This is a genomic window from Micromonospora sp. NPDC006431, from assembly GCF_042870725.1.
Lineage (GTDB): Bacteria > Actinomycetota > Actinomycetes > Mycobacteriales > Micromonosporaceae > Micromonospora.
On record NZ_JBIAHQ010000004.1, the window covers coordinates 344,212 to 369,875 of the forward strand.

Annotated in this window: 25 protein-coding genes and 1 pseudogene; 14 read left to right on the forward strand and 12 right to left on the reverse strand. The window is 74.1% G+C overall.

Annotation, left to right across the window (positions count from 1 at the left end; translation table 11 throughout):
* Nucleotides 1-80: 80 nt before the first annotated feature.
* Nucleotides 81-782, forward strand: coding sequence for an HU family DNA-binding protein (locus ACFYM6_RS10705; protein WP_387274292.1), 702 nt, complete (start codon nucleotides 81-83; stop codon nucleotides 780-782).
* Between the two features lie 212 nt (nucleotides 783-994).
* Here ACFYM6_RS10705 and ACFYM6_RS10710 read toward each other — a convergent pair whose 3' ends face one another.
* The 4 genes and pseudogenes from ACFYM6_RS10710 to cofC form a co-directional block, all read right to left on the reverse strand.
* A complete protein-coding gene (locus tag ACFYM6_RS10710; RefSeq protein WP_387274294.1) occupies nucleotides 995-1,876 on the reverse strand; it encodes an NUDIX domain-containing protein in 882 nt (293 codons plus the stop codon).
* Nucleotides 1,877-1,916: 40 nt separating this feature from the next.
* Nucleotides 1,917-4,211, reverse strand: coding sequence for an RNA degradosome polyphosphate kinase (locus tag ACFYM6_RS10715; protein WP_387274295.1), 2,295 nt, complete (start codon nucleotides 4,209-4,211; stop codon nucleotides 1,917-1,919).
* Nucleotides 4,212-4,265: 54 nt separating this feature from the next.
* A complete protein-coding gene (locus ACFYM6_RS10720) occupies nucleotides 4,266-4,463 on the reverse strand; it encodes a cold-shock protein (protein ID WP_241825032.1) in 198 nt (65 codons plus the stop codon).
* Between the two features lie 15 nt (nucleotides 4,464-4,478).
* Nucleotides 4,479-5,129: pseudogene (gene cofC, locus ACFYM6_RS10725) on the reverse strand (2-phospho-L-lactate guanylyltransferase); the annotation flags it as partial.
* 110 nt (nucleotides 5,130-5,239) lie between these two features.
* Here cofC and ACFYM6_RS10730 point away from each other — a divergent pair.
* The 4 genes from ACFYM6_RS10730 to ACFYM6_RS10745 all read left to right on the forward strand — a co-directional run bounded on the left by ACFYM6_RS10730 (nucleotide 5,240) and on the right by ACFYM6_RS10745 (nucleotide 9,310).
* A complete protein-coding gene (locus ACFYM6_RS10730; protein WP_387274296.1) occupies nucleotides 5,240-5,965 on the forward strand; it encodes a lysophospholipid acyltransferase family protein in 726 nt (241 codons plus the stop codon).
* 76 nt (nucleotides 5,966-6,041) lie between these two features.
* A complete protein-coding gene (locus tag ACFYM6_RS10735; RefSeq protein ID WP_387274298.1) occupies nucleotides 6,042-7,049 on the forward strand; it encodes an NAD(P)H-dependent glycerol-3-phosphate dehydrogenase in 1,008 nt (335 codons plus the stop codon).
* 78 nt (nucleotides 7,050-7,127) lie between these two features.
* Nucleotides 7,128-8,243 (forward strand): cystathionine gamma-lyase, encoded by a 1,116-nt coding sequence (locus tag ACFYM6_RS10740; RefSeq protein ID WP_387274299.1) that lies wholly within the window; start codon nucleotides 7,128-7,130, stop codon nucleotides 8,241-8,243.
* A gap of 281 nt (nucleotides 8,244-8,524) precedes the next feature.
* Nucleotides 8,525-9,310, forward strand: a complete 786-nt coding sequence (locus tag ACFYM6_RS10745; protein WP_387274301.1) for a putative protein N(5)-glutamine methyltransferase — start codon at nucleotides 8,525-8,527, stop codon at nucleotides 9,308-9,310.
* A gap of 139 nt (nucleotides 9,311-9,449) precedes the next feature.
* Here the strand turns inward: ACFYM6_RS10745 and ACFYM6_RS10750 are convergent, their stop codons facing one another.
* Both ACFYM6_RS10750 and ACFYM6_RS10755 read right to left on the reverse strand, forming a co-directional pair.
* Nucleotides 9,450-9,650 carry a DUF397 domain-containing protein gene (locus tag ACFYM6_RS10750; RefSeq protein ID WP_387274303.1) on the reverse strand — a complete coding sequence of 67 codons (201 nt, stop codon included), beginning with the start codon at nucleotides 9,648-9,650 and terminating at the stop codon, nucleotides 9,450-9,452.
* A gap of 6 nt (nucleotides 9,651-9,656) precedes the next feature.
* Nucleotides 9,657-10,502 (reverse strand): helix-turn-helix transcriptional regulator, encoded by an 846-nt coding sequence (locus tag ACFYM6_RS10755; protein WP_073832481.1) that lies wholly within the window; start codon nucleotides 10,500-10,502, stop codon nucleotides 9,657-9,659.
* Between the two features lie 274 nt (nucleotides 10,503-10,776).
* Between ACFYM6_RS10755 and ACFYM6_RS10760 the strand changes: the two genes are divergently transcribed.
* Nucleotides 10,777-11,007: a hypothetical protein gene (locus tag ACFYM6_RS10760; RefSeq protein WP_387274306.1), complete on the forward strand. Its 231-nt coding sequence runs from the start codon at nucleotides 10,777-10,779 to the stop codon at nucleotides 11,005-11,007.
* An 83-nt stretch (nucleotides 11,008-11,090) separates the two neighbouring features.
* Here the strand turns inward: ACFYM6_RS10760 and ACFYM6_RS10765 are convergent, their stop codons facing one another.
* Complete coding sequence (locus tag ACFYM6_RS10765; RefSeq protein WP_387274308.1) at nucleotides 11,091-12,458, reverse strand: ATP-binding protein; 1,368 nt, start codon at nucleotides 12,456-12,458, stop codon at nucleotides 11,091-11,093.
* Nucleotides 12,459-12,714: 256 nt separating this feature from the next.
* On the opposite strand from ACFYM6_RS10765, the gene ACFYM6_RS10770 reads away from it, so the two are divergent.
* Nucleotides 12,715-13,815 (forward strand): D-alanine--D-alanine ligase family protein, encoded by a 1,101-nt coding sequence (locus ACFYM6_RS10770; protein ID WP_387274309.1) that lies wholly within the window; start codon nucleotides 12,715-12,717, stop codon nucleotides 13,813-13,815.
* A gap of 103 nt (nucleotides 13,816-13,918) precedes the next feature.
* On the opposite strand, the gene ACFYM6_RS10775 is transcribed toward ACFYM6_RS10770, so the two are convergent.
* Entirely contained in the window at nucleotides 13,919-14,545 is a 627-nt protein-coding gene (locus ACFYM6_RS10775; protein WP_387274311.1) for a DUF3515 family protein, read from the reverse strand.
* The gene (locus tag ACFYM6_RS10780) at nucleotides 14,546-14,779 is read right to left on the reverse strand and encodes an Lrp/AsnC ligand binding domain-containing protein (RefSeq protein ID WP_073832485.1); all 234 of its coding nucleotides are present in this window, start codon (nucleotides 14,777-14,779) and stop codon (nucleotides 14,546-14,548) included.
* 154 nt (nucleotides 14,780-14,933) lie between these two features.
* Between ACFYM6_RS10780 and ACFYM6_RS10785 the strand changes: the two genes are divergently transcribed.
* Entirely contained in the window at nucleotides 14,934-15,881 is a 948-nt protein-coding gene (locus ACFYM6_RS10785) for a thiamine-phosphate kinase (protein ID WP_387274313.1), read from the forward strand.
* A 62-nt stretch (nucleotides 15,882-15,943) separates the two neighbouring features.
* On the forward strand, nucleotides 15,944-16,411 hold the full coding sequence (locus ACFYM6_RS10790) for a GNAT family N-acetyltransferase (protein WP_387274315.1): 468 nt from the start codon (nucleotides 15,944-15,946) through the stop codon (nucleotides 16,409-16,411).
* 23 nt (nucleotides 16,412-16,434) lie between these two features.
* On the opposite strand, the gene ACFYM6_RS10795 is transcribed toward ACFYM6_RS10790, so the two are convergent.
* Both ACFYM6_RS10795 and rpmB read right to left on the reverse strand, forming a co-directional pair.
* Nucleotides 16,435-17,688 carry an ATP-grasp domain-containing protein gene (locus ACFYM6_RS10795; protein WP_387274317.1) on the reverse strand — a complete coding sequence of 418 codons (1,254 nt, stop codon included), beginning with the start codon at nucleotides 17,686-17,688 and terminating at the stop codon, nucleotides 16,435-16,437.
* Between the two features lie 207 nt (nucleotides 17,689-17,895).
* Complete coding sequence (gene rpmB, locus ACFYM6_RS10800) at nucleotides 17,896-18,087, reverse strand: 50S ribosomal protein L28 (RefSeq protein WP_073832489.1); 192 nt, start codon at nucleotides 18,085-18,087, stop codon at nucleotides 17,896-17,898.
* A gap of 289 nt (nucleotides 18,088-18,376) precedes the next feature.
* Between rpmB and ACFYM6_RS10805 the strand changes: the two genes are divergently transcribed.
* The 3 genes from ACFYM6_RS10805 to ACFYM6_RS10815 are packed head-to-tail and all read left to right on the forward strand — an operon-like array spanning nucleotide 18,377 to nucleotide 23,151.
* Entirely contained in the window at nucleotides 18,377-19,984 is a 1,608-nt protein-coding gene (locus ACFYM6_RS10805; RefSeq protein WP_387274319.1) for a DAK2 domain-containing protein, read from the forward strand.
* Nucleotides 19,981-22,182 (forward strand): ATP-dependent DNA helicase RecG, encoded by a 2,202-nt coding sequence (gene recG, locus ACFYM6_RS10810; RefSeq protein ID WP_387274321.1) that lies wholly within the window; start codon nucleotides 19,981-19,983, stop codon nucleotides 22,180-22,182. The genes ACFYM6_RS10805 and recG overlap by 4 nt, the downstream gene beginning before the upstream one ends.
* Nucleotides 22,183-22,218: 36 nt before the next feature.
* Nucleotides 22,219-23,151 carry a serine hydrolase domain-containing protein gene (locus ACFYM6_RS10815; RefSeq protein WP_387274324.1) on the forward strand — a complete coding sequence of 311 codons (933 nt, stop codon included), beginning with the start codon at nucleotides 22,219-22,221 and terminating at the stop codon, nucleotides 23,149-23,151.
* 66 nt (nucleotides 23,152-23,217) lie between these two features.
* On the opposite strand, the gene ACFYM6_RS10820 is transcribed toward ACFYM6_RS10815, so the two are convergent.
* Nucleotides 23,218-24,354 (reverse strand): cell wall anchor protein, encoded by a 1,137-nt coding sequence (locus ACFYM6_RS10820; RefSeq protein WP_387274326.1) that lies wholly within the window; start codon nucleotides 24,352-24,354, stop codon nucleotides 23,218-23,220.
* A 244-nt stretch (nucleotides 24,355-24,598) separates the two neighbouring features.
* Between ACFYM6_RS10820 and rsmD the strand changes: the two genes are divergently transcribed.
* Both rsmD and coaD read left to right on the forward strand, forming a co-directional pair.
* Nucleotides 24,599-25,162, forward strand: a complete 564-nt coding sequence (gene rsmD, locus ACFYM6_RS10825) for a 16S rRNA (guanine(966)-N(2))-methyltransferase RsmD (RefSeq protein ID WP_387274561.1) — start codon at nucleotides 24,599-24,601, stop codon at nucleotides 25,160-25,162.
* Nucleotides 25,159-25,647, forward strand: a complete 489-nt coding sequence (gene coaD / locus ACFYM6_RS10830) for a pantetheine-phosphate adenylyltransferase (RefSeq protein ID WP_387274328.1) — start codon at nucleotides 25,159-25,161, stop codon at nucleotides 25,645-25,647. Before rsmD ends, coaD begins: the two co-directional genes overlap by 4 nt.
* Nucleotides 25,648-25,664 lie beyond the last annotated feature (17 nt).

Genomic DNA, 25,664 nt, shown 5'->3' on the forward strand with positions numbered 1-25,664 from the left:
GTTTGTGTCCGGGCAGCACAGGGCATACCGTGCGCGCAGAATGGCTCGCGTCGAGTCAGTTGCACAATCGGGAGGAAGTCGTGAACAAGGCCGAGCTCATCGAGGCGCTCGCCGTTCGCCTGGGGGACCGGAAGACGGCGACGGCCGCGCTCGACGCGGTCCTCGCTGAGGTCCAGGGAGCGGTCACCAAGGGCGAGAAGGTGGCGATCACCGGATTCGGAGCGTTCGAAAAGCGCGTCCGGGGCGCCCGAACAGCGCGCAACCCGCGGACCGGCGAGGCGGTGAAGGTCAAGAAGACCTCCGTCCCGACCTTCCGCCCGGGCGCTGGTTTCAAGGAGATGGTGGCCAGCGGCAAGGTGCCGAAGGCCACGGCCGCTGCCAAGAAGATTGCCGCCGCCGCAGCCAAGACCACCGGAGCGAAGGCGACCGGAGCGAAGGCGACCGGGGCCAAGGCGACCGCGGCGAAGAAGACCGCCGCGGCCGGTGCCGCCAAGAAGACCACGGCGGCGAAGGCGGCCAAGACGACCGCGGCGAAGAAGACCGCGCCGGCGAAGAAGGCCGCCGCGGCCAAGACGACCGCGGCGAAGAAGACCACCGCGGCGAAGAAGACCACCGCGGCGAAGAAGACCGCCGCGGCCAAGAAGACGACGGCCGCCAAGAAGACGACGGCCGCCAAGAAGACGACGGCCGCCAAGAAGACCACGGCGGCGAAGAAGACCACGGCCGCCAAGAAGGCACCCGCGAAGAAGGCGCCGGCCAAGAAGACCGCCACGCGGCGCTGACCGTACCGGCCCGTAAGGGCGCCCACCGCTCGCGGTGGGCGCCCTTTTCCATGGGTACGCCCGCCGAAGACCGGCGGCTCGACCGATCGCGGCCGACCGGCCGCAGCAGTCCTCGTGCCGAACTCGCCACCCCAGCGGCAACCGCGTGGGGCAGCACGGGCGTGCCGGTGGTGGGTCTCCACAACGGCGGCACCAGCCAGGGGGCTCTTCCCCTACAGCCGGTCGGCGGCGAGCAGGCGGCTGCCGGTGAAGGCGAGCAGCCAGCCGCCGCCCTTCGGGGTGGTGAAGTCGCCGGCCTCGCCGCTCAGCCGCTCCAGCATGCCCGGGATCACCTTGCCCTGGCTGCACACCGCGACCGGGTCGCCGGCCTCGGCCAGCTCGGTCAGCCGGGCCGCCGCGGCCAACACGCACTCGTCCGGTTGCTGGCCGGGTTTCGGTTCGTCCAGGTCACCGGCCACCTCGATGGGCAGGTCGAGCCGGGCGGCCGCCGGGTCGAGGGTCTGCACGCAGCGCCGGGCCGAGGCGGCGAGCAGGCGTACCGGGCGGACCAGGGCCACCAGTTCGGCCAGGGCCTGCGCCTGAGCCCAGCCCTCCGCGTCCAGCGGCCGGCCGGCGTCCGGGCCGGTCCAGGTGCCCCGCCTGCCGGCGTGCCCGTGCCGGACCAGCAGCACGGTGGCGGTCACCGGCGGCAGTGCCGCGAACGCGGCGATCACCTCGCCGTCGTGCGGGTAGCTGACCCGGCGTACCGCCTCGTCGACGGGGAGCCAGTGCACCTGGTCCACCTCGGTGTCCGGCTGGAAGCCGCCCTCCGCCACGGCCCGCATCGACCAGTAGTCGACCGCCTTCGGCCGGCCCTCGCTGCGGTAGCGGATCGTCGGCAGGCGTACCTGCGGCACGGCCCGGGCGTCGGCCTCCTCGGCGACCTCGCGGACCGCCGCCCGCAGCGGGTGCTCGCCGGGATCCAGCTTGCCCTTGGGCAGCGACCAGTCGTCGTACCGGGGGCGGTGCACCAGGCAGACCTCGACGCCGGTCGCCGCCGGGCGCCAGACGACGCCGCCCGCCGCCCGGATCCGCACCGGCTCGTCGTCCGTCATCCGCTCACCGTATGCGCGATCCGTGCCCGCCGTGGGCCGCTCAGCTCGCCGTCCCGCCGACCCGGTGCAGCAGCAGCTCCTGCAGGTGGGTCAGCGGCGCCTCCTCGGTGCCCGTACGCCGGGCCCAGCTGCCGTCCCCGGCCAGCTCGAAGGCGTCCACGTCCGGGCTGAACGCGGCGGTCAGCACCTGGTCGAGCTCGGCCCGGGCGACCGGGTCGCTCACCTGCACCAGCGCCTCCACCCGGCGGTCCAGGTTGCGGTGCATCAGGTCGGCCGAACCCATCCAGAACTCGGCGTCGCCGTTGTTGCCGAACCGGAAGATCCGCGAGTGCTCCAGGAACCGGCCCAGAATCGAGCGGACCCGGATGTTCTCCGACAGCCCCGGCACCCCCGGACGCAGCGTGCACATGCCCCGGATCAGCAGGTCGACGTGGACACCGGCCTGGGAGGCCCGGTAGAGCGCGTCCGTGATCTCCTCGTCCACCAGGGCGTTCACCTTGAACTGCACCAGCCCCGGCATGCCGAGCCGGACATGGGCGACCTCCCGTTCGATCCGCTCGATCAGGCCGCTGCGGATGCCCTGCGGGGCCACCAGCAGCCGCCGGTACGCGGTCTGCCGGCTGTAGCCGGTCAGCACGTTGAACAGGTCGGTCAGGTCGGCGCCGATCTCCGGGTCGGCGGTGAGCATGCCGAAGTCCTCGTAGAGCCGGGCGGTCTTCGGGTGGTAGTTGCCGGTGCCGATGTGGCAGTAGCGGCGGATCTGGTTGCCCTCCTGGCGTACCACCAGGGCGGTCTTGCAGTGCGTCTTCAGGCCGACCAGGCCGTAGACGACGTGGCAGCCGGCGCGCTCCAGGGTGCGCGCCCACCCGATGTTCGCCACCTCGTCGAAGCGCGCCTTCAGCTCGACCAGCACCACCACCTGCTTGCCGGCGGCCGCCGCGTCGACCAGCGCGTCGACGATCGGGGAGTCGCCGCTGGTGCGGTAGAGGGTCTGCTTGATGGCCAGCACGTTCGGGTCGGCGGCGGCCTGCTCGATGAAGCGCTGCACGCTGGTGGCGAACGAGTGGTACGGGTGGTGCACCAGCACGTCGCCGTCGCGCAGGGTGGCGAAGACGCTGCGGGGCACCTCGCCCTCGGTGAGCCGGGGGTGGGTCGCCGGCACGAACGGCGGGTCCTTGAGGTCGGGGCGGTCCGCCTCGCCGTACACCTGCCAGAGCGCCGAGAGGTCGAGCAGGCCGCGGACCCGGAGCACGTCGTGGCTGTCCATGTCCAGCTCGCGGACGAGCAGCTCCAGCATGTGGTCGGAGATGGACGCGGCAACTTCCAGCCGTACCGGGGGACCGAACCGGCGCCGGGCCAGTTCTCGTTCCAGGGCCTGGAGCAGGTCCTCGTCACGGTCCTCGTCCACCTCGACCTCGGCGTTGCGGGTGACCCGGAACAGGTGGCACTCCACCACCTGCATGCCGGAGAAGAGCTGCCCGAGATGCACCGAGATGAGGTCTTCCAGCGGCAGGAACCGGACGCCCGGCTGGTCGCGGGCCACCCGGACGAACCGGGGTACGTTGTTCGGCACCTTGACCCGGGCGAACAGTTCCGATCCGCCGTCCGGGTCGCGGACCGACACGGCCAGGTTCAACGACCGCCCGGAGATGTACGGGAACGGGTGCGCCGGGTCCACCGCGAGCGGGGTGAGCACCGGGAAGATGTGCTCCCGGAACCAGGTGCGCAGCCGTTCCCGCTCCGGGTCGTCCAGGTCGCTCCAGCGCAGGATCCGGATGTCCTCTTCGGCCAGCCTCGGCAGCAGTTCGTCGACGAAACAGGTGGCGTGCCGGGCGGCCAGGTCCGCGGTCTTCTCCGCGACCAGCTCCAACTGGGTACGCAGCGGCAGCCGGTCACCCCCGCGTACCGGCAGGCCGGCGGAGAGGCGCCGCTTCAGCCCGGCCACCCGCACCATGTAGAACTCGTCCAGGTTGCTGGCGAAGATGGCCAGGAACTTCGCCCGCTCCAGCAGCGGGGTGCGCGGGTTCTCGGCGAGCGCCAGCACCCGGGCGTTGAAGTCGAGCCAGGAGAGCTCGCGGTTGAGGAAACGATCCTCGGGCAGCGGCTGCGCCGCCGCCGGTGCGGCGTCCGGCGCCGGACCCGGCCCCTCGACCGGGTCGAGGGACTCCTCCAGCCCCGCCGAGTCGGGGGCCGACGCCTCGGCGGGCAGGTCCTCCTCCGGCGCGCGGACGCGGCGGAACCGGCCGTCGGTGCCGCGGGCCGGGGCGCCGTTGCGGGACGCGGTCGGGTGCAGGAAGTGCGGCGGACTCTCGGGCTGCTCGCGAGGGGTGCTCACCCCCTCATGATTCCCCGATTCCGGTGAACGGAAAATGAACTCGGGGCAGGTTGCTCAGGCCATCGTCGGCAACGTCACCCGGACGACCGCACCGGCCGCATCCCGCTCGATCCGGACTCGCTGCCCGAGCCGGAGCAGCCGCAGCCCGGAGGCGTCGAAGGCCCGGGCCGGGAAGGCCAGCTCGGTGCCGTCGTCGAGGAGCAGCACGCCGCTGCGGGTCGCCGCGTCGTAGGTGGCCACCGTGCCCTGCATGCCAGCACCGTACCCGACGGGTCGGCCGGGGGTGGCGGCCGCGCGGGCGTCGAGCAGCGCGGCGGTGCGCGGGCCCAGGCCCAGCCGGGCGGCGGCGGCCAGGTCCGCCGGGATGTCCACGTCGCGGCGCAACGTGGGCCAGGCACCGCGCAGCGGACGCGCCCCGCTGGCCGCGTGCGCCCCGGCCGAGCCCGGGCCGAACCGGGGATCCAGGGGTACGCCGGGCGGCGCGGCGAGCAGCACGGTGCCGGTGCCCGGGGCGTCGGCCACGAACCCGCGTACCCCCGGCGGGCCGGTGCGGACGGCCCGCAGCGCCGCGGCCAGCTCGGCCGGGCGCAGCGCCGGCAGGTCGGCGGTGAGCCCGGCCACCGGGGCGCGCGGGCCGGCGGCTGCCGCGCCGTGCCGGAAGGCGGCGTTCAGCCCGGCTGCGGGATCCGCCACCACCCGGGCGCCGGCCGCCGCCACCTCCGCCGCCACCCGCGAGTCGTCCGTCACCACCAGCACCTCGCCGACCGCCGGGCACGCCCGCACCGCGCGGACCGTGTCGGCCGCCAGCGCCAGCGCCAGCTCCTCGTGGGGTACGCCGGACAGCGCGCCCCGCAGGCGGCTCTTCGCCGCCTCGAGGCGCTTCACCGGCACCACCACGGTCCAGCTCGGCTCGGGCACGTGACCATCCTGCCAGTGGGGACGGCGGTACCCTCTCTGGCCGGACCCAGGGCGAGCAGGCATGATTTCGTCGCGGGGCGTGGGTGCGTGGGGCGCGAGGAGGAGACAGGGTGGCGCGGCGGAAGGTGGGATTCTGGCCACGGTTAGCCGTGGTACTGGTCAAGCCGGTGTTGAACGTCTGGACGCGGCGCACCTGGCGGGGCATGGAGCACCTGCGCCGCGACGGCGGCATGATCATCGTGCCCAACCACATCTCGCACGCCGACCCGCTGGTCTCCGCGCACTTCATCTACGACTCCGGGCGCTGGCCGCAGTTCCTCGGCAAGGCCAGCGTGTTCCAGGTGCCGGTGATCGGCTGGATCCTGCACCGGTGCCGGCAGATCCCGGTGGAGCGCGGCTCGGTCGAGGCGGCCAGGTCGCTGGACAAGCTGGTCGCGGCGGTCCGCGAGGGCGGCGCCGTGGTGATCTACCCGGAGGGGACCACCACCCGCGAACCGGACCTGTGGCCGATGAAGGGCAAGACCGGGGCGGCCCGGCTGGCGCTGGCCACCGGCGCGCCGGTGATCCCGGTCGCCATGTGGGGGCCGGAGCGGATGTTCGACCCGCGGACGGCCCGGTTGCGGCTGCGCCCGCGGACCCCCGTGACCGTGGTCGCCGGGCCCCCGATCGACCTGAGCCGCTGGGCGGGCGCCACCCCGACCCGGGCGGTCCTGGAGGAGATGACCGACACGATCATGCTGCGGATCCGTGACCTGGTCGCCGAGGTTCGCGGCGGCACCCCACCACCACTCTGGGAGCGCCCCGCCCGCACCCGTTCCCGCGAGGTGAGTGAATGAGCGAGCGCAGCGAGCGAATCGGCCGGCTCAGCGTGGTGGTGCCTCATGGCGTCGCCGACCATAGGGAGGCGACGGTATGAGCGGGCATGTGGCCGTGCTGGGGGCGGGGTCATGGGGGACCGCGTTCGCCAAGATCCTCGCCGACGCCGGGCGGGACGTCACGATCCTGGCCCGACGGCGGTCGGTGGCCGACGCGATCCGCACCGAGCATCGCAATCCGGACTACCTGCCGGACCTCCGGCTGCCCGACCGGGTCACCGCGACCGGCGACGCCGAGGAGGCGATCGCCGGGGCGGAGGTGGTGGTGCTCTCCGTGCCGTCGCAGACGCTGCGCGCCAACCTGGCCGAGTGGGCCCCCCACCTGGATCCGGACGCCACGCTGGTCTCCCTGATGAAGGGCATCGAGCTGGGCACCACCAAGCGGATGAGCCAGGTGATCATGGAGACCGCCGGGGTGCCCGCCGATCGGGTGGTGGTCGTCTCCGGGCCCAACCTGGCCCCGGAGATCGCCGCCGAGCAGCCCGCCGCGACCGTGGTCGCCAGCACCGACAGCCGGCGGGCCGCCCTCGTCCAGTCGTCGATCCGGACGCCGTACTTCCGCCCGTACACCAACGACGACGTGATCGGCTGCGAGCTGGGCGGAGCCGTGAAGAACGTGATCGCCCTGTCGTACGGGATCGCCACCGCGATGGGCTTCGGCGACAACACCCGGGCCATGCTGATGACCCGCGGGCTGGCCGAGACCGCCCGGTTGGGCGTGGCGCTCGGCGCCGACCCGATCACCTTCGCCGGCCTGGCCGGCATGGGTGACCTGGTGGCGTCCTGCTCCTCGCCGCTGGCCCGCAACCGCACCTTCGGCGAGCACCTGGGCCGGGGGGAGACCCTGGAGCAGGCCCAGGCGGCCACCCGGCAGACCGCCGAGGGGGTGAAGAGCTGCCTGGCCATCCGGGACCTGGCCCGGGCGCACGGGGTGGAGATGCCGATCACGGAGCAGATCGAGCGGATCTGCCACGAGGGGATGGATCCGCGGCTCGCCGTGGACGCGCTGATGAGCCGGACCGCGAAGCCCGAGTCGTACGAGTGAGGCGGCCATGAGCGAGCGGATCATCGGGCACCGTGCGGTCGAGCCTCATGCCGCCGCCGAGCGGAGCGAGGCGACTGCATGAGCGACTGGGGTGACGGCACCCGCAGCGTGCACGCCGGGCTGCCGGCCCCGGCGCCCGGTGCACCGTTCCTGCCGGGGCCGGTCTTCGCCGCGCCGTACCACCTGGACCCGTGGGAGGGGCCGGCGGCGGCGCCCAACGGGTACGGCCGGCCGGACAACCCCACCCGGCGGCTGCTGGAGGCGGCCATCGGGGAGCTGGAGGGCGGGGACTGCCGGGTCTTCGCAAGCGGCCAGGCGGCCATCACCGGGCTGCTGCTGGCGCTGCTGCGCCCCGGGGACACCGTGCTGCTCCCCGCCGACGGCTACTTCCCGGTCCGCGCGTTCGCCACCGCCACCCTCGAGGGCATCGGGGTGCGGGTCCACTTCGTGCCGACGGCCGGGCCGTACCCCGCGTTCGAGGGCGTCCGCCTGGTGCTGCTGGAGACCCCGGCGAACCCCGGCCTGGACGTGGCCGACGTGTCGGCCCTGGCCACCGCCGCGCACGCCGCCGGGGCGCTGCTCGCGGTGGACAACACCACCGCCACCCCGCTCGGGCAGCGCCCGCTGGATCTCGGAGCCGACGTGGTGGTCGCCTCCGGCACCAAGGCGCTCACCGGCCACTCCGACCTGCTGCTCGGCTACGTGGCGACCCGCTCCGCCGAGCTGCTCGACCCAGTGACGGCCTGGCGGACCACCACCGGCGGCATACCCGGCGCGTTCGACTGCTGGCTGGCGCACCGCTCGCTGGCGACCGTGGACCTGCGGCTGGCCCGGCAGACCGCCAACGCCGAGGCGCTCGCCCGGCTGCTCGCGGGCCGCGCCGACGTCACCGGCCTGCGCTGGCCCGGGCGGCCGGAGGATCCGGCGTACCCGGTCGCCTCGGTCCAGATGCGACGGATGCCCGGGGTGCTCTCGTTCGACCTGGGCGACGCCGCCCGGGTGGCCCGGTTCCTGGACGCGTCCCGGCTGGTTGCCGCCGCCACCTCGTTCGGCGGGCTGCACACCACCGCCGACCGGCGGGCCCAGTGGGGCGACGACACCGCCCCCGGCTTTGTCCGGCTCTCCTGCGGGATCGAGGATCCGGCCGACCTGGTGGCCGACGTGACCGCCGCGCTGGACGCCAGCGCGGCCTGACCTCGGGACGGTTCGGTCCCCAGCGTGGCCTGACCCCGCCGGACGGCCGATCGTCGGCGCGGACTGACACCGGCGCGGACTGACGCTGCAGCGCGCCGGTGCCGGGGCGGCCGGCCGGCGCCAGCTCCGCTAAGGTGACGGACAGCCACGGCCCGCACGGGCCCCGACCGGAGGAGGTGAGCCCGATCCACCAGCGAAGGACCGGCGCTCCCCGCCGAGTTCGCGTCGTCCCTGGTTAGGCGACGCCGGGAGCGCCGACGAGCGTTCCCGAAAGGCATGCCATGGCACCGTTCCCTTCCGACCGTCCCGCCCTCGTCGCCCGGCTGCGTGCCGCCGGCTGCGTCTACGCCGAGGACGAGGCGGACCTGCTGATCGCCGCCGCCGATTCGGCCGCGGCCCTGACCGAGCTCGTCGACCGCCGGGTCGCCGGCCTGCCGCTGGAGCACCTGCTCGGCTGGGCCGAGTTCTGCGGCCGGCGGATCGCCGTCGACCCGGGGGTCTTCGTGCCCCGGGGGCGGAGCGCCCTGCTGGTCGCCGCGGCGGCGGCGGTGGCCGGTCCGGCACCGGCCGTGCTCGAGCTCTGCTGCGGGTCCGGCGCCGCCGCGCTGGTGCTGCACGGCCGGCTCGCGCCCCGCTGGCTGGCCGCCGCCGACCTCGATCCGGCCGCGGTGGTCTGCGCCCGGCGCAACCTCGCCCCGCTCGGCGCGCCCGTCTACCAGGGCGACCTGTTCGGGCCGATCCCGACCGAGTGGCGGGGCCGCCTGGATCTGGTGGTGGCGAACGCCCCGTACGTGCCGAGCGGCGCGCTGGCCCTGATGCCGGCGGAGGCGCGGCTCTACGAGGCGCCGATGGCGCTGGACGGCGGCGACGACGGGCTGGCTGTGCTGCGCCGGGTGGCGGCCGGCGCGGCCGAGTGGCTCGTCCCGGGCGGGCACCTGGCCGTGGAGTCCAGCGCCGGCCAGGCCGAGGCGCTCTGCGGGGTGCTGGCCGACGCGGGTCTGGTGCCGACCGTGGTGCACGACGAGGAGTTGGACGCCACGGCCGTCACGGCCCGCCGGCCCGGCTGAGCGTCGCGCTGCCCGGCCTTGCGGCTGCTGCGGTGCCCGGCCGGTGGCTGAAGGTGGCGATGGCGAGCTGCGGCCGAACAGGGCCACGCGAGTTGCCCCCGTCGAGCGGGGGCGGATGGCCGGGTGGCCGGGCCAGGGATCAGCCGCGCGGTGGGGCGCCGGTGAACGCCGTCCAGGCGGCCGGGGAGAAGACCAGCACCGGGCCGGCCGGGTCCTTGGAGTCGCGGACCGCGACCGCCTCGCGCAGCGACGCCATCTCGACGCACGCGCCCTCGTCGCCGCTGTGGCTGCTCTTGCGCCAGCCGGTCGCTGCCGGGCGGGGGCTGTTCGTGCCGCTCATCCGGGTCTACCTCTCGTTCAACAGGCGGAGGAGCTGGTCCCGGCTGGCCGGCGGGCTCAGCGCCACGGTCCGCAGGTGCTCCATGATCTTGGTGCAGGTACGCAGGTCGCCCGGACGGTCCAGGACCATCTGCCCGGCGACCGTCTCTACCGAGGCGATGATCGGGTCCTCGGGGTCGGCGAACTCCAGGATGTGCAGCGAGCCCCGGGTGCCCCGGTGGTAGCCCGCGGCGAGAGGGATCACCTGCACGGTGATGTTGGGCAGTTCGGCCATCTTCAGCAGATGTCGTAGCTGTCCCTCCATCACGGACCGGTCGCCGACCGGGCGCAGCAGCGCGCCCTCGTCGATGATGGCGTCGAGGATCGGCGGATCGTCACTCGTGAGCCGCTGCTGCCGGTCGAGGCGCAGGTGGACGCGCTGCTCCACCTGCTCGTCGCTGAGCGTGTGCGGGCCGCCGCGCATCACGCCGCGGATGTAGTCGGCGGTCTGGAGCAGGCCGGGCACCACCGAGGGCTCGAAGTTGGCGATCCCGGTCGCCTCCGCCTCCAGCGCGATGAAGTCGATGGTCCGCCGGTCCAGCAGGTACGAGTAGGAGACCCACCAGCCGGGCTTGCGGGCGTCCTTGGCGAGCTGCACCGCTGCGGCGATCTCGTCGGGGCCGACCCGGTAGAGGGTGAGCAGCGCGCGCACGGTGGCCGGGCTGACCAGCGTCTGCGCGTTCTCGTACCGGGACAGGGTGCTCCGGGTGCTGTTGATCTCGTCGGCCGCGGCCTCGAGGGTCAGGCCGGCGGCCTCCCGGTGGGTACGCAGGGCGATGCCGAGCCGTCGGGCCCGGGCGGTCTTCGGCGCCATGCATCGATGGTCGCATATCAAGGGGAGAATGCGCATGAGAGAAGTTCGATGAGAGTTGCATTCACGCGTGTCCACCTGTCAATCTGTGTTCGCGTCCTCACCACCGGTTGTCGTGGCGACGGTGGTGGTGAGTGACCGGAGGGGATGGGGCGCGCGGCGATCGGGTTTCACTCCCCCCACGACCCGATCGCCGCGTGCCCCTACCGCCCAGGGCACGGGGAGGGGATCGCATGACGGTGCCGGGCTGCCGCCCGCTGGGCGGGGGTGGACGGGCATGACCCGCTTCCTCGTGGTCCTCACCGACGTCCGCCCGATGGAAGGGTTGGGGCGCAACGAGCGGACGAGCCCCGAGCGGCGCCGGCAGGTGGTCGGCGCGAACAGCCGGGAGGCGGCGGACCGGATCGCCGGCGCCTTCATGGCGCTGGGCATGGTCCGGGCGGGGCGGCAACGGGTCAAGGTCATCGCGGTGGGGCGCCGCCCCTGGGTCCCGGAGCAACCGGACTGAACCCCCGGCCCGCCCCCGGACCCGGTCGACGGAGGGCGGGACGCCGGTGGGCGGTGGCCGGTCACGCCACCGGCCACCCGGCCTCACAACAGCTTGCGCCGCTTCAGGTACGCGACCAGGTCGTCGTAGACGCCGCCCTCGTTGGCGAACATGGCGACGTTGCGGGCGGTGGACAGCCACGGCCGGGTGGACGGGCGGACCTCCTTCAGCGCCCGCTCCAGGTCCCGCTGCTCGATCATCCGGACCTGGCCGGTGCGTACCGAGTCGGCCATCGCGAACTCGGCGGCGCTCTCGCAGAGGTGGGCCAGGTCGGCGCCGGAGAAGTCCTCGGTCGCCGCGACCACCCGGCGCAGGTCGATGTTGGCGATCGGCCGCTCGCGCAGGTGGTACTCCAGGATCGCCGCACGGGCCTCGGCGTCCGGCGGCAGCACCAGCACCACCCGGTCCAGCCGGCCCGGCCGGCGCAGCGCCGGATCGACGTCCCACGGGGTGTTCGTGGCGGCCAGCACGAAGACGCCCTCGTTGTCGCCCTCCATGCCGTCCAGCTCGGCCAGGAGTTGGTTGCCCAGCGTCCGCATCGAACTCGACGAGACCTGCGACCGCTTGTGGCCCAGGGCGTCGATCTCGTCGAGGAAGAGCACGCAGGGGGCGTCGCGCCGGGCCGCCTCGAACAGCTGGTGCAGGTTCCGCTCCGAGTTGCCGACCCACATGTCCAGCACGTCCACGATGGACAGCGAGAGGAACTTCGCGCCCATCTCCCCGGCCACCGCCCGGGCCAGGAAGGTCTTGCCGCAGCCGGGCGGCCCGTAGAGCATCAGGCCGCCGCGCAGGCTCTTGCCGTACATCCGGCGCAGCTCCGGGTTGCGCAGCGGGCCGAGGAAGGCCAGCTCCAGCCGCTCCTTCACGGCCGACATGCCGCCCACGTCGGCCAGTCGGATTGAGGAGGACTCCACGTCGTACACCCGGTCGGCCTCGCCGCGGACCGGCTCCGGCTCGTCGCCGGCCCGGGCGAAGCGCGGCGGCACGACGTCGGCCAGCTCCTGCTCGTACGCGGCCAGCGGGTCGTCACCCGACGGACCGGCCGGCGCCGGGCGCTGCGCCGGCGGCGCCGGGCGGTCTTCCCCGGACGTACCGGCGGGGGCGGGCGGCGCCGGGCGGTCGTCCCCGGACGGACCGGCGGGTGCGGGCGCCGCCGGGCGGTCGTGCTCGGGCGAGGCGGTGGGCGCCGCGCGTTGCGCCGGGGGTACGGGCCCGCCGAGTGCCCGCTGCATCAGGGCCTGGGCCTGCACGTTGCCCGGATCCCGGGCGAGCGCCTGCCCGATGTGCGCGATGGCCTCGGCGCCCCGGCCGCCGTCCAGCAGCAGTCCGGCCAGGTGCAGGCGCAGCGGCAGGTCGTCGGGCCGGGCGTCGAGGGCGGCCAGCAGGCTGTCGATGAGGGCATCCGAGCTCACAGGACGAGCAGCCTAGTGCGCTGCCGCCCCGATCCGCTCATCCGCTCGGGCCGCATCGCCACCGGCGGCGCGGCCGCCGTTCGACGGCGACGGTCGCCCGATTACTCCCCGTGTACGGCTCGTTGACCGGTTGCGCGGCGAGGTGCCGTCTCCTCGGGTATCGGCTGCCCGGGCTCGCCACGCACAGTAGGGTCAACCGGGTGAGCGCCACCGGCGAGCACGGCCAGCCGCAGTCGCGAACGAAGAGGTGACCGGAGTGACCAGCCCAGGCAAGACCCGTGTGGCGATCGTCTTCGGCGGTCGCAGCCCCGAGCACGGCATCTCCTGCGTCAGCGCGGGCAGCGTGCTGGCCGCGCTGGACCCGGACGAGTTCGAGGTGGTCCCGGTCGGCATCACCCGGCAGGGCCAGTGGGTGCTGGCCAGCGGCGACCCGGGCCAACTGGCCATCCAGGATCGCAAGCTGCCGGAGATCACTGCCGGCTCCGGCGCGGAACTGGTGCTGCGCGCCGATCCGGCGGCGGGTGGCCTGATGGTGCTCGACCCGACGCAGGGTCCCCGGGCGCTGGCCGACGTGGATGTGGTCTTCCCGGTGCTGCACGGCGCGTACGGCGAGGACGGCACCATCCAGGGGATGCTGGAGATGGCCGGCATCCCGTACGTCGGGGCGAACGTGTTCGCCTCCGCGGCGGCCATGGACAAGGAGTTCACCAAGAAGCTCTGCGTCGCCGAGGGCATCCCGGTGGGCCCGTACGTGGTGCTGCGCAACGGGATGACGATGACCGAGGAGGACAAGGAGCGCCTCGGCCTGCCGGTCTTCGTCAAGCCGTCCCGGGCCGGTTCCTCCTTCGGCATCACCAAGGTCGACGACTGGTCCCAGCTCGACGCGGCGGTCGCCACCGCCCGCAAGATCGACACCAAGGTGCTGGTCGAGGGCGCGATCGTCGGCCGCGAGATCGAGTGCGGCGTGCTGGAGGGGGAGGCCGGCGGGGCCCCCGAGGCGTCGGTGCTGGCCGAGGTGCGGATGATCGGCGGCCGCGACTGGTACGACTTCGAGGCCAAGTACCTCTACGCCGACGAGGTCTGCGAGTACGACGTCCCGGCGAATCTGCCCGAGCCGGTCGCCCGCCGGGTGCAGGAGTACGCCACCCGCGCGTTCACCGCGCTGGACTGCTCCGGGCTGGCCCGGGTCGACTTCTTCGTCACACCGGAGCTGGACGTCTACCTCAACGAGATCAACACCATGCCCGGTTTCACCCCGACCTCGATGTTCCCGCGCATGTGGGCGGCCAGCGGCCTGGAGTATCCGAAGCTGGTCAACCGCCTCATCCGCACCGCTCTCCGCCGCGCCGGCCGCTGACCTGTCACGCGGCTCAAGATCCGGCCTGATTCACGGAAAGAGTGGCCATTCCGGCGTGGAAGGCCACTCTTTGCGTGAATCTGCGCCACGGAGGGGCGCGACGTCAGCCGGAGCAGCCGGACGGCACGGTCTTGGCCGAGGGGACCGCCGCGACGATCGCGTCGGAGATCGGGGCGACCCACTGCAGCGGCTGCTCGTACTGCTTGGGCAGCCGGACCCGGACGGGGGTCTCCCGGTCGACGGTGGTCAGCACGCTGCCGTCGGCTTCCTGCGCGGCGTACCAGCAGACCTTGTTGACCCGCCACACCTCGTCGGTGGGCTGGATCACCGGCGGGGTGCCGCCGCAGGCCACGGTCAGCGCCGGGTCGCCGTACGCGGCGTTCTGCTCGGCACCGGCGGTGACCGGCCGCTGCTTCAGGTCGCGCACGCTCGGCGGGAGCTGCGACAGCAGGGCCCGGCACAGCGTCGCCGGCCGCTCGGCCAGGGCCGGGGCGGGCATTTCGACCGGGGCGGTCGACTGCGGCCGCACGGCGGTCGCCGACGGCTGCGGTGCGGCGGCCGGCTCGTCCGGGGCCAGCTTGGCGAAGGTGAACCCGGCCACCGCCACGGTCACCGGCACCGCGATCAGCGTCGCCCAGAAGGCGGCGCCGCGGGTGCTCCGGTCCCGGCGCGGGGCCTCCTCGGCCGTGCGGGCCTCGTCGGCAGCGGGGGAGGTAGTGATCTTGTCCACTTACAGGCGCACCACCGAACACGTGAGGGTGCGGGTGATGCCGGGCACCATCTGCACCTTGCTGACGATGAGTTTGCCGAGCTCGTCGACGGTGTTCGCCTCGGTGAGGACGACCACGTCGTACGGCCCGGTGACGGCGTCGACACGCACCACGCCGGCAAGGTCCGAGATCTGACCGGCCACGTCACGCGCCCGCCCGACCTCGGTCTGGATGAGGATGTACGCCTGTACCACGACTCGACCTCCGTCCGTCGCCGCCTGGGGCGGTCCGAAGGGTGAAACTACCGTACGGAGCAGCCGTGATCCGTATCGGTGGCCGGTTGGACGCGGTGAGCGAGGCCACGGCGTGGGCGAAGCGAGTGACGAGTGAGCGCGACGAGGGGACGGCATGACGGTCGCGGGTATCGGGGAATTCGGGCTGATCGACCGGGTGACCGCCCGGCTGACGCAGGGGGAGAGCTGCCTGCTCGGTCCCGGTGACGACGCGGCGGTGGTCGCCGCGCCGGACCGGCGGGTGGTGGCCTCCACCGACGTGCTGGTGGAGGGGCGGCACTTCCGCCGGGACTGGTCCGGGGCCCGGGACGTCGGGCACCGGGCGGCGGCCGCCAACCTCGCCGACATCGCGGCCATGGGCGCCACCCCGACCGCACTGCTGGTCGCCCTCTGCATCCCGGCGGAGCTGGACACGAGCTGGGCGGAGGAGTTGGCCGACGGACTGGGCGCCGAGGCGGCCCTGGTCGGGGCGGGCGTGGTCGGCGGCGACATGTCGTCCAGCCCCGTCATCACGATCGCCGTGACCGCCCTGGGCGATCTGGGCGACCGCCCGCCCGTGGTCCGCTCCGGGGCCCGCCCGGGAGACGTGGTGGCGCTCGCCGGGCGCACCGGCTGGGCGGGGGCCGGCTACACCGTGCTGTCCCGGGGCTTCCGCACGCCCCGGCTGCTGGTCGAGGCGTACCGCCGACCCGAGGTGCCGTACGCGGCCGGCCCGGAGGCCGCCCGGCACGGCGCCACCGCCATGATCGACGTCTCGGACGGGCTGCTCGCCGACCTGGGGCATGTGGCGCGGGCCAGCGGCGTGGCGATCGACCTGACCCGGGACGCGTTCGAGGTGCCCCGGCAGATGCGCGACGCGGCCCAGGCGCTCGGGGTCGACCCGTACTCCTGGATCCTGGCCGGCGGCGAGGACCACGCCCTGGCGGCGACCTTCCCCGCGGCGGCGACGCTCCCGGCGGGCTGGCGGCCGATCGGGCAGGTGACCGAGGGCGCCGGGGTGACCGTGGACGGCGCCGCGTACGAGGGCCCGACGGGCTGGGACCACTTCCGCCGTACGGAGTGATCTGCGACCGACGTCGCCGGCCGGCCCCGGTTCGGGGCCGGCCGCGGTCGTACCCTTCATCCGTGAGTGAGATCGAGATCCGGGCCCGGCGCTTCGACGCATCCGAGTCGCAGGCGTTGATCCGGGCGGCCCTGGCCGACCTCGGCCAGCGGTACGGCGGCAGCGGCGACGACACGCCGGTCGACGCCGCCGAGTTCGAGCCCCCGGCGGGCGCCTTCCTGGTCGCCTACCTGGACGGGCAGCCGGTGGGCTGCGGTGGCTGGCGCAGCCACGGCGACGACGGCGAGACGGCCGAGCTGAAGCGGATGTACACCGCGCCGGCCGCCCGGGGCCGGGGGGTCGCCCGGTCGGTGCTCGCGGCGGTCGAGCGGTCTGCGCGGGAGCAGGGCCGCAAGCGGATGGTCCTGGAGTGCGGCGACAGGCAGCCGGAGGCGATCTCCATGTACACCTCGGCCGGCTACGAGCGGATCCCGAACTTCGGCTTCTACAAGGACGCCCCCGGCTGCCTCTCCTTCGGCCGCACCCTCTGACGGCCGCGCCGCCGCGGACCGGATCAGGTGACCTTGATGTGGATCTGGTCGGCGGCCTTGCGGGCGGCGCTCTCCGCCCCGGTGGCGTCGGCGCCCCAGGCCAGCAGGTGTCCGCTGCGCTGGGCCGAGGAGAGCAGCTCCGGCACGGTGTCCCCGACAGCGACCTCGACCTGCACGTCGAGCACGCCGGGCACCCGCAGCGCCGCCTTGACCCCGTCCACGGCGGTGACCCGCCCGGGTGGGGCCACCAGGAACTCGACGGCCGCCGCGCCGGCCGGCCGGGCCGGCAGCACGGGCCGCTCGCCGTGCAGCACCCGTAGGTACGCCTCGATGAAGCCGCACTCGTAGGCGATCGAGACCAGTGCGGTGATCATGTCGCCGGGCATCCGTGCCGCGCACTCCACCAGGGTCGGCACGCCGTCGACCAGGATCCACTCGCTGTGCAGCATGCCGCTGCGGAAGCCGGCCGCCTCGGCGAGCCGGACGGCAGCGTCGCGCAGCGCCCGGTGCTCCGCCTCGGAGAGCGCGGACGGCACGGTGTGGCCACTCTCCACCGGGAACCGACCGCCGACGATCCGCTTGTCGGTGACGTTGGCGAAGATCGTCTCGCCGTCGGTGACCAGCAGCTCGACGCTGTGCTCCGAGCCGGCGAGCAGCTCCTCGACCAGCACCTCGGTGGGCAGGCCCGCGGCGGCCTCCACCGGCGCCTGCGGGGTGGCGCTGGCCGCCCAGGCGGCGGCGATCTCCGCCGGGTCGGCGATCAGCTGCACGCCGAGGCTGCCAGAGCGGCGGGTGGGCTTGAGCACGCACCGGTCGCCGTGGCGCCGGGCGAACTCCGCCGCCCGCGCCGGGTCGTCGACCAGCTCGTACGCCGGGTTGGCCAGGCCGGCGGCGTCGGCGAGCAGCCGCATCCGATGCTTGTCGGTGAAGACGTCGGCCGCCGGTACCCCGGCTCCGGGCAGGCCGAGCCGCTCCGCCAGCCGGGCCGTGGCGCCGACCGCGTACTCCAGGCCGGGCACGACGAGCCGAGCGGAGGCCAGACCGGGTTCCCGGGCGAGCAGCGCGTCGACGTCGAGGCCGGTCTGGTACGCGGCCGGCACCAGCCGGGAGACGAGGGGCAGCTCGGCGGTGAGGCCTTCGAGGCCCCGTCGGCGGATCACGTCGGGCTCCTCGACGACGACCACACTGCCGGCCGGCAGCTCCTGATCGAACCACCGCAGCGAGCCGAGCGACGCGCCGATCACCACCATCTCGTCGCGACCCAGGTCCAGGTCCACCGGTCGTTCCTCCCCACCCCAGCGGCGCCGGACCGGACAGCCGACGCAGCACGACCCTAATCGGACCGCACACCCCGGTCGCCAGGTGTTCGGCCACCCGTCAGCTCCGGCTTTCGGACACGACAGAAGCGGCCTTCGGACACGACAGAAGCCGGCGGACCCTTCCGGTCCGCCGGCTACCGACGAGTTCTGGGTGGCGCTACCGCGTCAGGCGCGGGTGACCTTGCCGGCCTTGATGCACGAGGTGCAGACCTGCATCTTCTTGGTGGTGCCGCCACCGGCCGGGGTCCGCACCGACTGGATGTTCGGGTTCCAGCGGCGGTTGGTCCGCCGGTGCGAGTGGGACACGTTGTGGCCGAAGCCCGGCCCCTTGCCACAGACGTCGCACACGCTAGCCACGGGATACTCCTGGGTTTGAAACGTTCATGAGGTCGCCGCCAGGCGCTGCCCGGGCAACCTGGCTAGGTTACCCGATGGCTCGCCGGTACGCCCAACCGGCCCGGCCGGCGGCGGTCGACGGCTCCAGGTCGCGGCGCGGCGTCAGACGCGCCGAGCTGGAGTTGTCGCTGTGATGCCGCTCAGCCTACCGGCCCGGCCCGGGCCCGGACCGCCGCCCCGCCGGTCGGACACGCCGACAGGAACCGGTCGACCTCGGCGCGTGTCGGTGCGCGCCAGTAGGCTTCCCGACGTGCTGGACACCCTCGACGCCGCCGCGGTGCGCCGCTGGTGCGCGAGCGGGCTGGCCGCCCTCCAGCGACACCAGGGTGAGATCGACGACCTCAACGTCTACCCGGTCCCGGACGGGGACACCGGCACCAACCTGGTGCTCACCCTCACCTCCGCGCAGCAGGCCCTCGCCATGGACCTGGAGACCCTCCCCGAGGACGGGCACACCCCGCACGGGCACGCGCTGCGACTGATGGCCCGGGGCGCGCTGCTCGGTGCGCGGGGCAACTCCGGGGTGATCCTGTCGCAGATCCTGCGGGGCCTGGCCGACGCGCTCGCCGCCGCCCCGGCGGTCCGCGGCCGGCTGCTCGCCGCCGCGCTGGCCGAGGCCACCACCGCCGCGTACGCCGCGGTCGCCCAGCCGGTCGAGGGCACCCTGCTCAGCGTGGTCGCCGCCGCCGCCCGCGCCGCCGCGCAGGCGGACAGCGACGACCTGCGCGCGGTGACCCGGGCCGCGGCGGCCGGGGCGGGCGGCGCGCTCGCGCGTACCCCCGAGCAGTTGCCCGCGCTGGCCCGCGCTGGCGTGGTGGACGCCGGCGGCCGGGGCCTCTGCCTGCTGCTGGACGCGCTGGTCGAGGTGGTCACCGGAGAGAGCCCCCGGCCGCCGGCGCCCGCGTCGCCCGCGGTCCGCCCGCCCGCCACGGCGGCCCGTGAGACTGGCTCCCCGGCGTACGCCTACGAAGTGCAGTACCTGCTCGACGCCACCGAGGAGGCGGTCGTCCGGCTGCGCGCCGAGCTGGGCGCGCTCGGCGACTCCCTCGTCATTGTCGGTGACGCCGGCCCAGCCATCGGGACATGGAACGTGCACGTGCACGTCAACGACGTCGGTGCGGCGATCGAGGCGGGCGTGGTCGCCGGTCGCCCGCACCGGATCACGGTGACCCGCTTCGCCGACCAGGCGCCGCCGCCCCCGCTGCCCGACGGCCGGGCGGCCGTGGTGGTGGCCACCGGCGCCGGCATCGCCGAGCTGTTCGGGGCCGAGGGGGCCACGGTGGTGCCGGCCAACCCGTCCACCGGCGAGCTGCTCGACGCGATCCGCGCCACCGGGGCCGCCCGGGTGGTGGTGCTGCCCAACGACCCCAACACCCAGTCGGTGGCCAGCACGGCGGCCCGGGAGGCGCACCGGCTCGGGGTGAAGGTGAGCGTGGTGCCCACCCGGTCCCCGGTGCAGGCGCTCGCCGCCCTCGCCGTCCGCGACCCGTCCCGCCGCTTCGAGGACGACGTCATCGCCATGGCCGAGGCGGCCGGCGCCTGCCGCTACGCCGAGGTCTGCCACGCCAGTAAGGAGGCGCTCACGGTCGCCGGGCCGTGCCGGCCGGGCGACGTGCTGGCGCTGGTCGAGGGGGAGGTGCACCTGATCGGCGCCGAGCTGCTCGACACCTGCACCGCCGTGGTCGACCGGATGCTCGGCGGCGGCGGCGAACTGGTCACCCTGCTGTGCGGGGCGGACGCCCCGGACGGGCTGGCCGACCGGGTACGTGCGCACGTCGAGCGGTCCTGGCCGTTCGTGGAGGTGCAGGCGTACGAGGGCGGGCAGCCGCACTATCCGCTCCTGGTGGGGGTCGAATGACGAGCGAACCGGCCACGGTGGACACGCCGCTGAAGAAGCTGGTCGGGGAGAAGACCGCCAAGGCCCTGGCCAGTCACCTCGACCTGCACACCGCCGGCGACCTGATCTACCACTTCCCCCGCCGCTACGACGAGCGCGGCGAGCACACCGACATCCGCTCGCTGGACGTGGGGGAGCAGGTGACCGTGCTGGCCCAGGTGCAGCGCACCGCGGTCCGGCCGATGCGCCAGCGCCGGGGCAACCTGCTGGAGGTGACCGTCGGGGACGGCTCCGGCGGCGTGCTCACCCTCACCTTCTTCGGCAACCAGGCGTGGCGGGAGCGGGACCTGCGCCCCGGCCGCTGGGGGCTCTTCGCCGGCAAGGTCACCGAGTTCCGGGGCAAGCGGCAGCTCAACGGCCCGGAGTACGTGCTGCTCGGGGAGGGCGGCGACGGCGAGGCGGCGGCCAACGAGGAGGTCGAGGAGTTCGCCGGCGCGCTGATCCCGGTCTACCCAGCCGCGGCGGCGGTGCCGACCTGGGTGATCGCCCGCTGCGTCCGGGTGGTGCTGGACACGTTCACCGCACCGGACGACCCGCTGCCCGCCACGGTGCGGGCGAGCCGGAACCTGGTCGGCATCGGCACCGCGCTGCGCGAGATCCACCGGCCGTCCAGCAAGGAGGAGCTCTACCGGGCCCGGCGCCGGCTCAAGTGGGACGAGGCGTTCGCCGTGCAGCTCACCCTGGTGCAGCGCAAGCACCGCGCGGCGGCCTGGCCGGCGCGGGCCCGCCCGGCGAAACCGGGCGGCCTGCTGGACGGGTTCGACGCCCGGCTGCCGTACGAGCTGACCCCCGGCCAGCAGGCCGTCGGCCGGGAGATCGCCGCCGACCTGGCCACCGCCCACCCGATGCACCGGCTGCTCCAGGGCGAGGTGGGCTCCGGCAAGACCGTGGTCGCGCTGCGGGCCATGCTCCAGGTGGTCGACGCCGGCGGGCAGGCCGCGCTGCTCGCCCCGACCGAGGTGCTCGCGGCCCAGCACTACCGGGGCATGCTCGACCTGCTCGGCCCGCTGGCCCGGGCCGGCGAGCTGGGCGCCGCCGATGGCGCCACCCGGGTGGAGCTGGTCACCGGCTCGCTCGGCGCGGCGGCCCGGCGGCGGGCGCTCGCCGAGGTGGCCGAGGGACGGGCCGGCATCGTGCTCGGCACCCATGCCCTGCTCTACGAGGGGGTCGACTTCCACGACCTGGGTCTTGTGGTGGTCGACGAGCAGCACCGGTTCGGCGTGGAGCAGCGGGACGCGCTGCGGGCCAAGGCCGACCAGCCGCCGCACGTGCTGGTGATGACCGCCACCCCGATCCCGCGCACGGTGGCCATGACCGTCTACGGCGACCTGGAGACCTCCACCCTCTCCCAGCTGCCGCAGGGGCGTTCGCCGATCGCCTCGCACGTGGTGCCGGCCGCCGAGAAGCCGGCGTTCCTCGACCGGGCCTGGCGCCGGCTGCGCGAGGAGGTCGCCGCCGGCCACCAGGCGTACGTGGTGTGCCCGCGGATCGGGGAAGGACCGGCCGCGGAGGAAGAACCGCCCCGCGAGGACGACAACGGCCGCCGCCCGCCCCTCGCGGTGACCGAGGTGGCGCCGTTGCTCGCCGAGGGCCCGCTGCACGGGCTGCGGATCGGCGTGCTGCACGGGCGGCTGCCGGCCGACGAGAAGGACGCCGTCATGCGCTCCTTCGCCGCCGGCGACCTGGACGTGCTGGTGGCGACCACGGTGGTCGAGGTGGGGGTCAACGTGCCCAACGCCACCGTGATGATCGTGCTGGACGCCGACCGGTTCGGTGTCTCCCAGCTGCACCAGCTGCGTGGCCGGGTGGGCCGTGGCTCGGCGCCCGGCCTCTGCCTGCTGGTCACTGAGGCGATGGAGGGCTCGTCGGCCCGGGAGCGGCTGGACTCGGTCGCCTCCACCACTGACGGATTCAAGCTCGCCGAGCTGGACCTGGAGCAGCGCCGCGAGGGCGACGTGCTGGGCGCCACCCAGTCCGGCCGCCGGTCCCACCTGCGGCTGCTGTCGCTGCTGCGGGACACCGACCTGATCCGGGACGCCCGGGCCGAGGCGATCGCCCTGGTCGAGGAGGATCCGGAGCTGGCCGGGCACCCGGCCCTGGCCGCCTCGGTCGCGGCCCTGGTCGACGAGGAACGCGCGGAGTACCTGGAGAAGGGCTGACCCCACCGATCGGGCGGTCGTGCCTAGGATCGGTCGATGTCGACCTTGCCCATCCCTCGTGGAGTGCTCCTGCTGGCCCGTGGCGACGAGTTGGTCATCGACCGGGTGACCGGCTCCGCCGACGACACCGCCGGGCTGCCCTGCACCCGGGCGACCCGGTTCCAGATCGCATCGATCAGCAAGCAGATGGCCGCGGCGGCGGTGTTGCTCCTCGCCGAGCGGGGCGCCCTCGGCCTGGCCGATCCGGTGAGCCGCTGGCTGCCGCACCCACCGCCGGACTGGTCCGGGATCAGCCTGCACCACCTGCTCACCCACACCTCCGGCCTAGGCCACTGGCCGGAGTACCCGATGATCGACCTGGGCCGTCCGGCGGGGCCGGACGAGTTGCTGGCCGTCTTCGCCGGCGTGCCGCCGCTGTTCGCCGCCGGCGCCGGTTGGCACTACAGCAGCCCGGGGTACGTCCTGCTGGCCCGCGCCGTCGAGCGGGCGTCCGGCCGGCCCTACGCCGCGTTCCTCGCCGAGGAGGTCTTCGGGCCGCTCGGCATGACCGGCAGCTTCGCCGGAGCCCCGGCGGGCCGCGTCGACGTGGCGGTCGGACACGAGGGCGGCCGGCCGGTGCCGTCCTGGGATCTGGCCACGGTGAGCATGGGGGCTGGGGACGTCTGGTGCACCGGCGACGACCTGCTCGCCTGGCTCGACGTGCCACGTCGGGGGCGGCTGCTCACCCCCGCCTCGGTGGCGCTGATGACCACCCCGCACGCGGCGGCCACCCGGGGCGGTGAGGCGTACGGCTACGGCTGCTTCCTCGGGCCGCTGGCCGGGGAGCGGGCGGTGCACCACTCGGGGGAGAATGCGGGCTTCAAGGCGTTCGCCGCCTGGCTGCCCGACTCGGACCGACGGCTGGTGGTGCTGGCCAACCAGGCCGAGGTCGATCCCGTCCTGCTCGGCGGGCTCCTCGCCGCCCACTGACGGGCCGCAACCGCCCCGGGGGCGCGCCGACCCGGCTGGTCGACGCGCCCCCGGATCACGCGTACGTCAGGCGGTGAAGCGAACCCGACGACGGCGGGCCACCACGAAGAGCACCGCCCCGACGGCCAGCAGGGCGACCGCCCCGGCCGCCATGGCACCCGCCGCCGCACCGGTCACCGGCAGGGTGGGGCCATCCTCGCCCCCGCCACCCCCGCCGGGGGCGCAGTCGGCCGGCTTCTCCCAGGCGATCGGCGTGCTGTCATCCAGGCCGTCGGCCTTGGGGGTGACCGTCAGACCGGCGACGGCCTTGAACTTCGCGGTCTTGGTTTCGCCCGGCTGCACGACCAGCGTCTGCGCCTCGCCCTTGTTCGGGGTGAGGGTCACCTCGACGATCTCGCCGTCCTTCGGGTTCTCGATCTGGAAGATCAGCTCGTCACAGGTGGACAGGTAGCTGCCCGACGGCTCGCCCGGTTTGACGCAGTCCTTGGCCTCGGCCGGCTTGTCGTCGAAGAGCGGGTTCTCCTGGCCGGCCTCGGTCACCTTGATCTTGCCGGCCTTCGCGGCCGGGACGGTGATCGTCTCGTCCTTGCCCGGCGCCACGGTTGCGGTCTTGGTGAAGCCGTCGGTGCCGGTGACGGTGAAGGCGGCGTCCTTCGTGGCCTCCGCCGCGTTCTCCAGCTTCACCGCGACGTCGCCGGTGCAGTCGGCGGTCACCGTGGCCTTGGGGTTGGCCTGGGCCGGCGGCGGGGTGACCACCTTGTCGCAGCTCTCGCTGAACTTGATGGAGGCGCTCTTGTCGCTGTCCTCCTGGTACTTGTTGTCCCACTGCGCGCGGACGGTCAGCGACGCCTCGGTGACGTCGCCCGCCAGGCGGGCGGTGCCCACCACGGGCTGCGAAACGGGGTACGGGTACGAGGCGCCCTCGGTGGCCTGGATCCCTTCGATGGTGAAGGGCGCGACGGTCTCGCCGGTCTTGCTCGCGGCCTCGGCCTTGGTGAGCTTGAAGTTGTCCACCCCTTGCGGTGCGTAGGTTGTCACGCTCCAGGTGGTGACCCACTCGCCCGCGGCGGTGTCGCACTGGGCGGTGACCTTGACCTCGCTGTGGTGGGCGCTGGCGGGGGAGGCCACCGCGGCGACGCCCGCGAGGCCGATCAGCGCGCCGGCGGTGACCGCCAGGGCGCGCCGGAGGTTCAGACGGTTCACGTCTACTCCTGATGAGGGGAAAATCGGAGTGTGCCGGGCGGACCGGAGCCTCACGCCCGACAACCGGGCAGACCCTAGCGACAACGACACGTCGGGCGTTACGTGGATCGACGCCACATAGAGGGTCTGTTATGAATTTGAGATCATTGATGTACGGCGAGTGTCTACCCGGCCGCCCTGTGGTACGGATCGGGCCGCCCGGGCCGGCGTCGCGTAGCGTCTGGGGCATGTGCGGGAGCAGACGGTGACCCGGATCGTGGCCGGGACGCTCGGCGGCCGGCGGATCGCCGCGCCACCCGGCGCCGGCACGCGGCCGACCTCCGACCGGGTCCGGGAGGCGCTGTTCAGCGCGGTGCAGGCCGAACTGGATCTGCGCGGCGCGCGCTTCGCCGACCTGTACGCCGGTTCCGGCGCGGTCGGCCTGGAGGCGCTGTCCCGGGGTGCGGAGCACGTGCTGCTGGTGGAGTCCGACGCCCGGGCGGCCCGGGTGATCCGGGAGAACATCGCCGCGCTGCGGGCCGCCCCGGCCGCTCGCCTGGTCACCGGCAAGGTGGCCGGAGTGCTCGCCGCCGGACCCGACGGCGGGCCGTACGACGTGGTCTTCGCCGACCCGCCGTACGCCGTTTCCGACGAGGAGATCACCGCGCTGCTGGCCGCGCTGGTCGACGGCGGCTGGCTGGCCCCGGACGCCCTGCTGATCGTGGAGCGGGCCAGCCGCACCGGGCCGGTCACCTGGGTGGAAGGCATCACGCCCGAGCGCAGTCGCCGCTACGGCGAGACCAGCCTTTGGTACGGTCGCCGATCATGAGACGTGCGGTCTGTCCCGGCTCGTTCGATCCGGTCACCAACGGACACCTCGACATCATCGGCCGGGCCAGCCGGCTCTTCGACGAGGTGATCGTCGGCGTGCTGGTCAACCAGTCGAAGCAGGGGCTGTTCACCGTCGAGGAGCGGATCGACATGCTCCGCCGGGTGACCGCCTCGTACGACAACGTGCGGGTCGAGTCGTTCCGCGGGCTGCTGGTCGACTTCTGCCGCGCGCAGCAGGCCAGCGTGCTGATCAAGGGCCTGCGCGCGGTCAGCGACTTCGACTACGAGCTCCAGATGGCCCAGATGAACATCGGCCTGGCCGGCGTGGAGACCCTCTTCATGCCGACCAACCCGCTCTACTCCTTCCTCTCCTCCAGCCTGGTCAAGGACGTGGCCAAGTGGGGCGGGGACATCTCGGCGCACGTCCCCGACGTGGTCCGCGAGCAGTTGGTGGCCCGCCTCGCCCCGCAGGCCCGGCCCTGACCTGACCTGACCCTGGC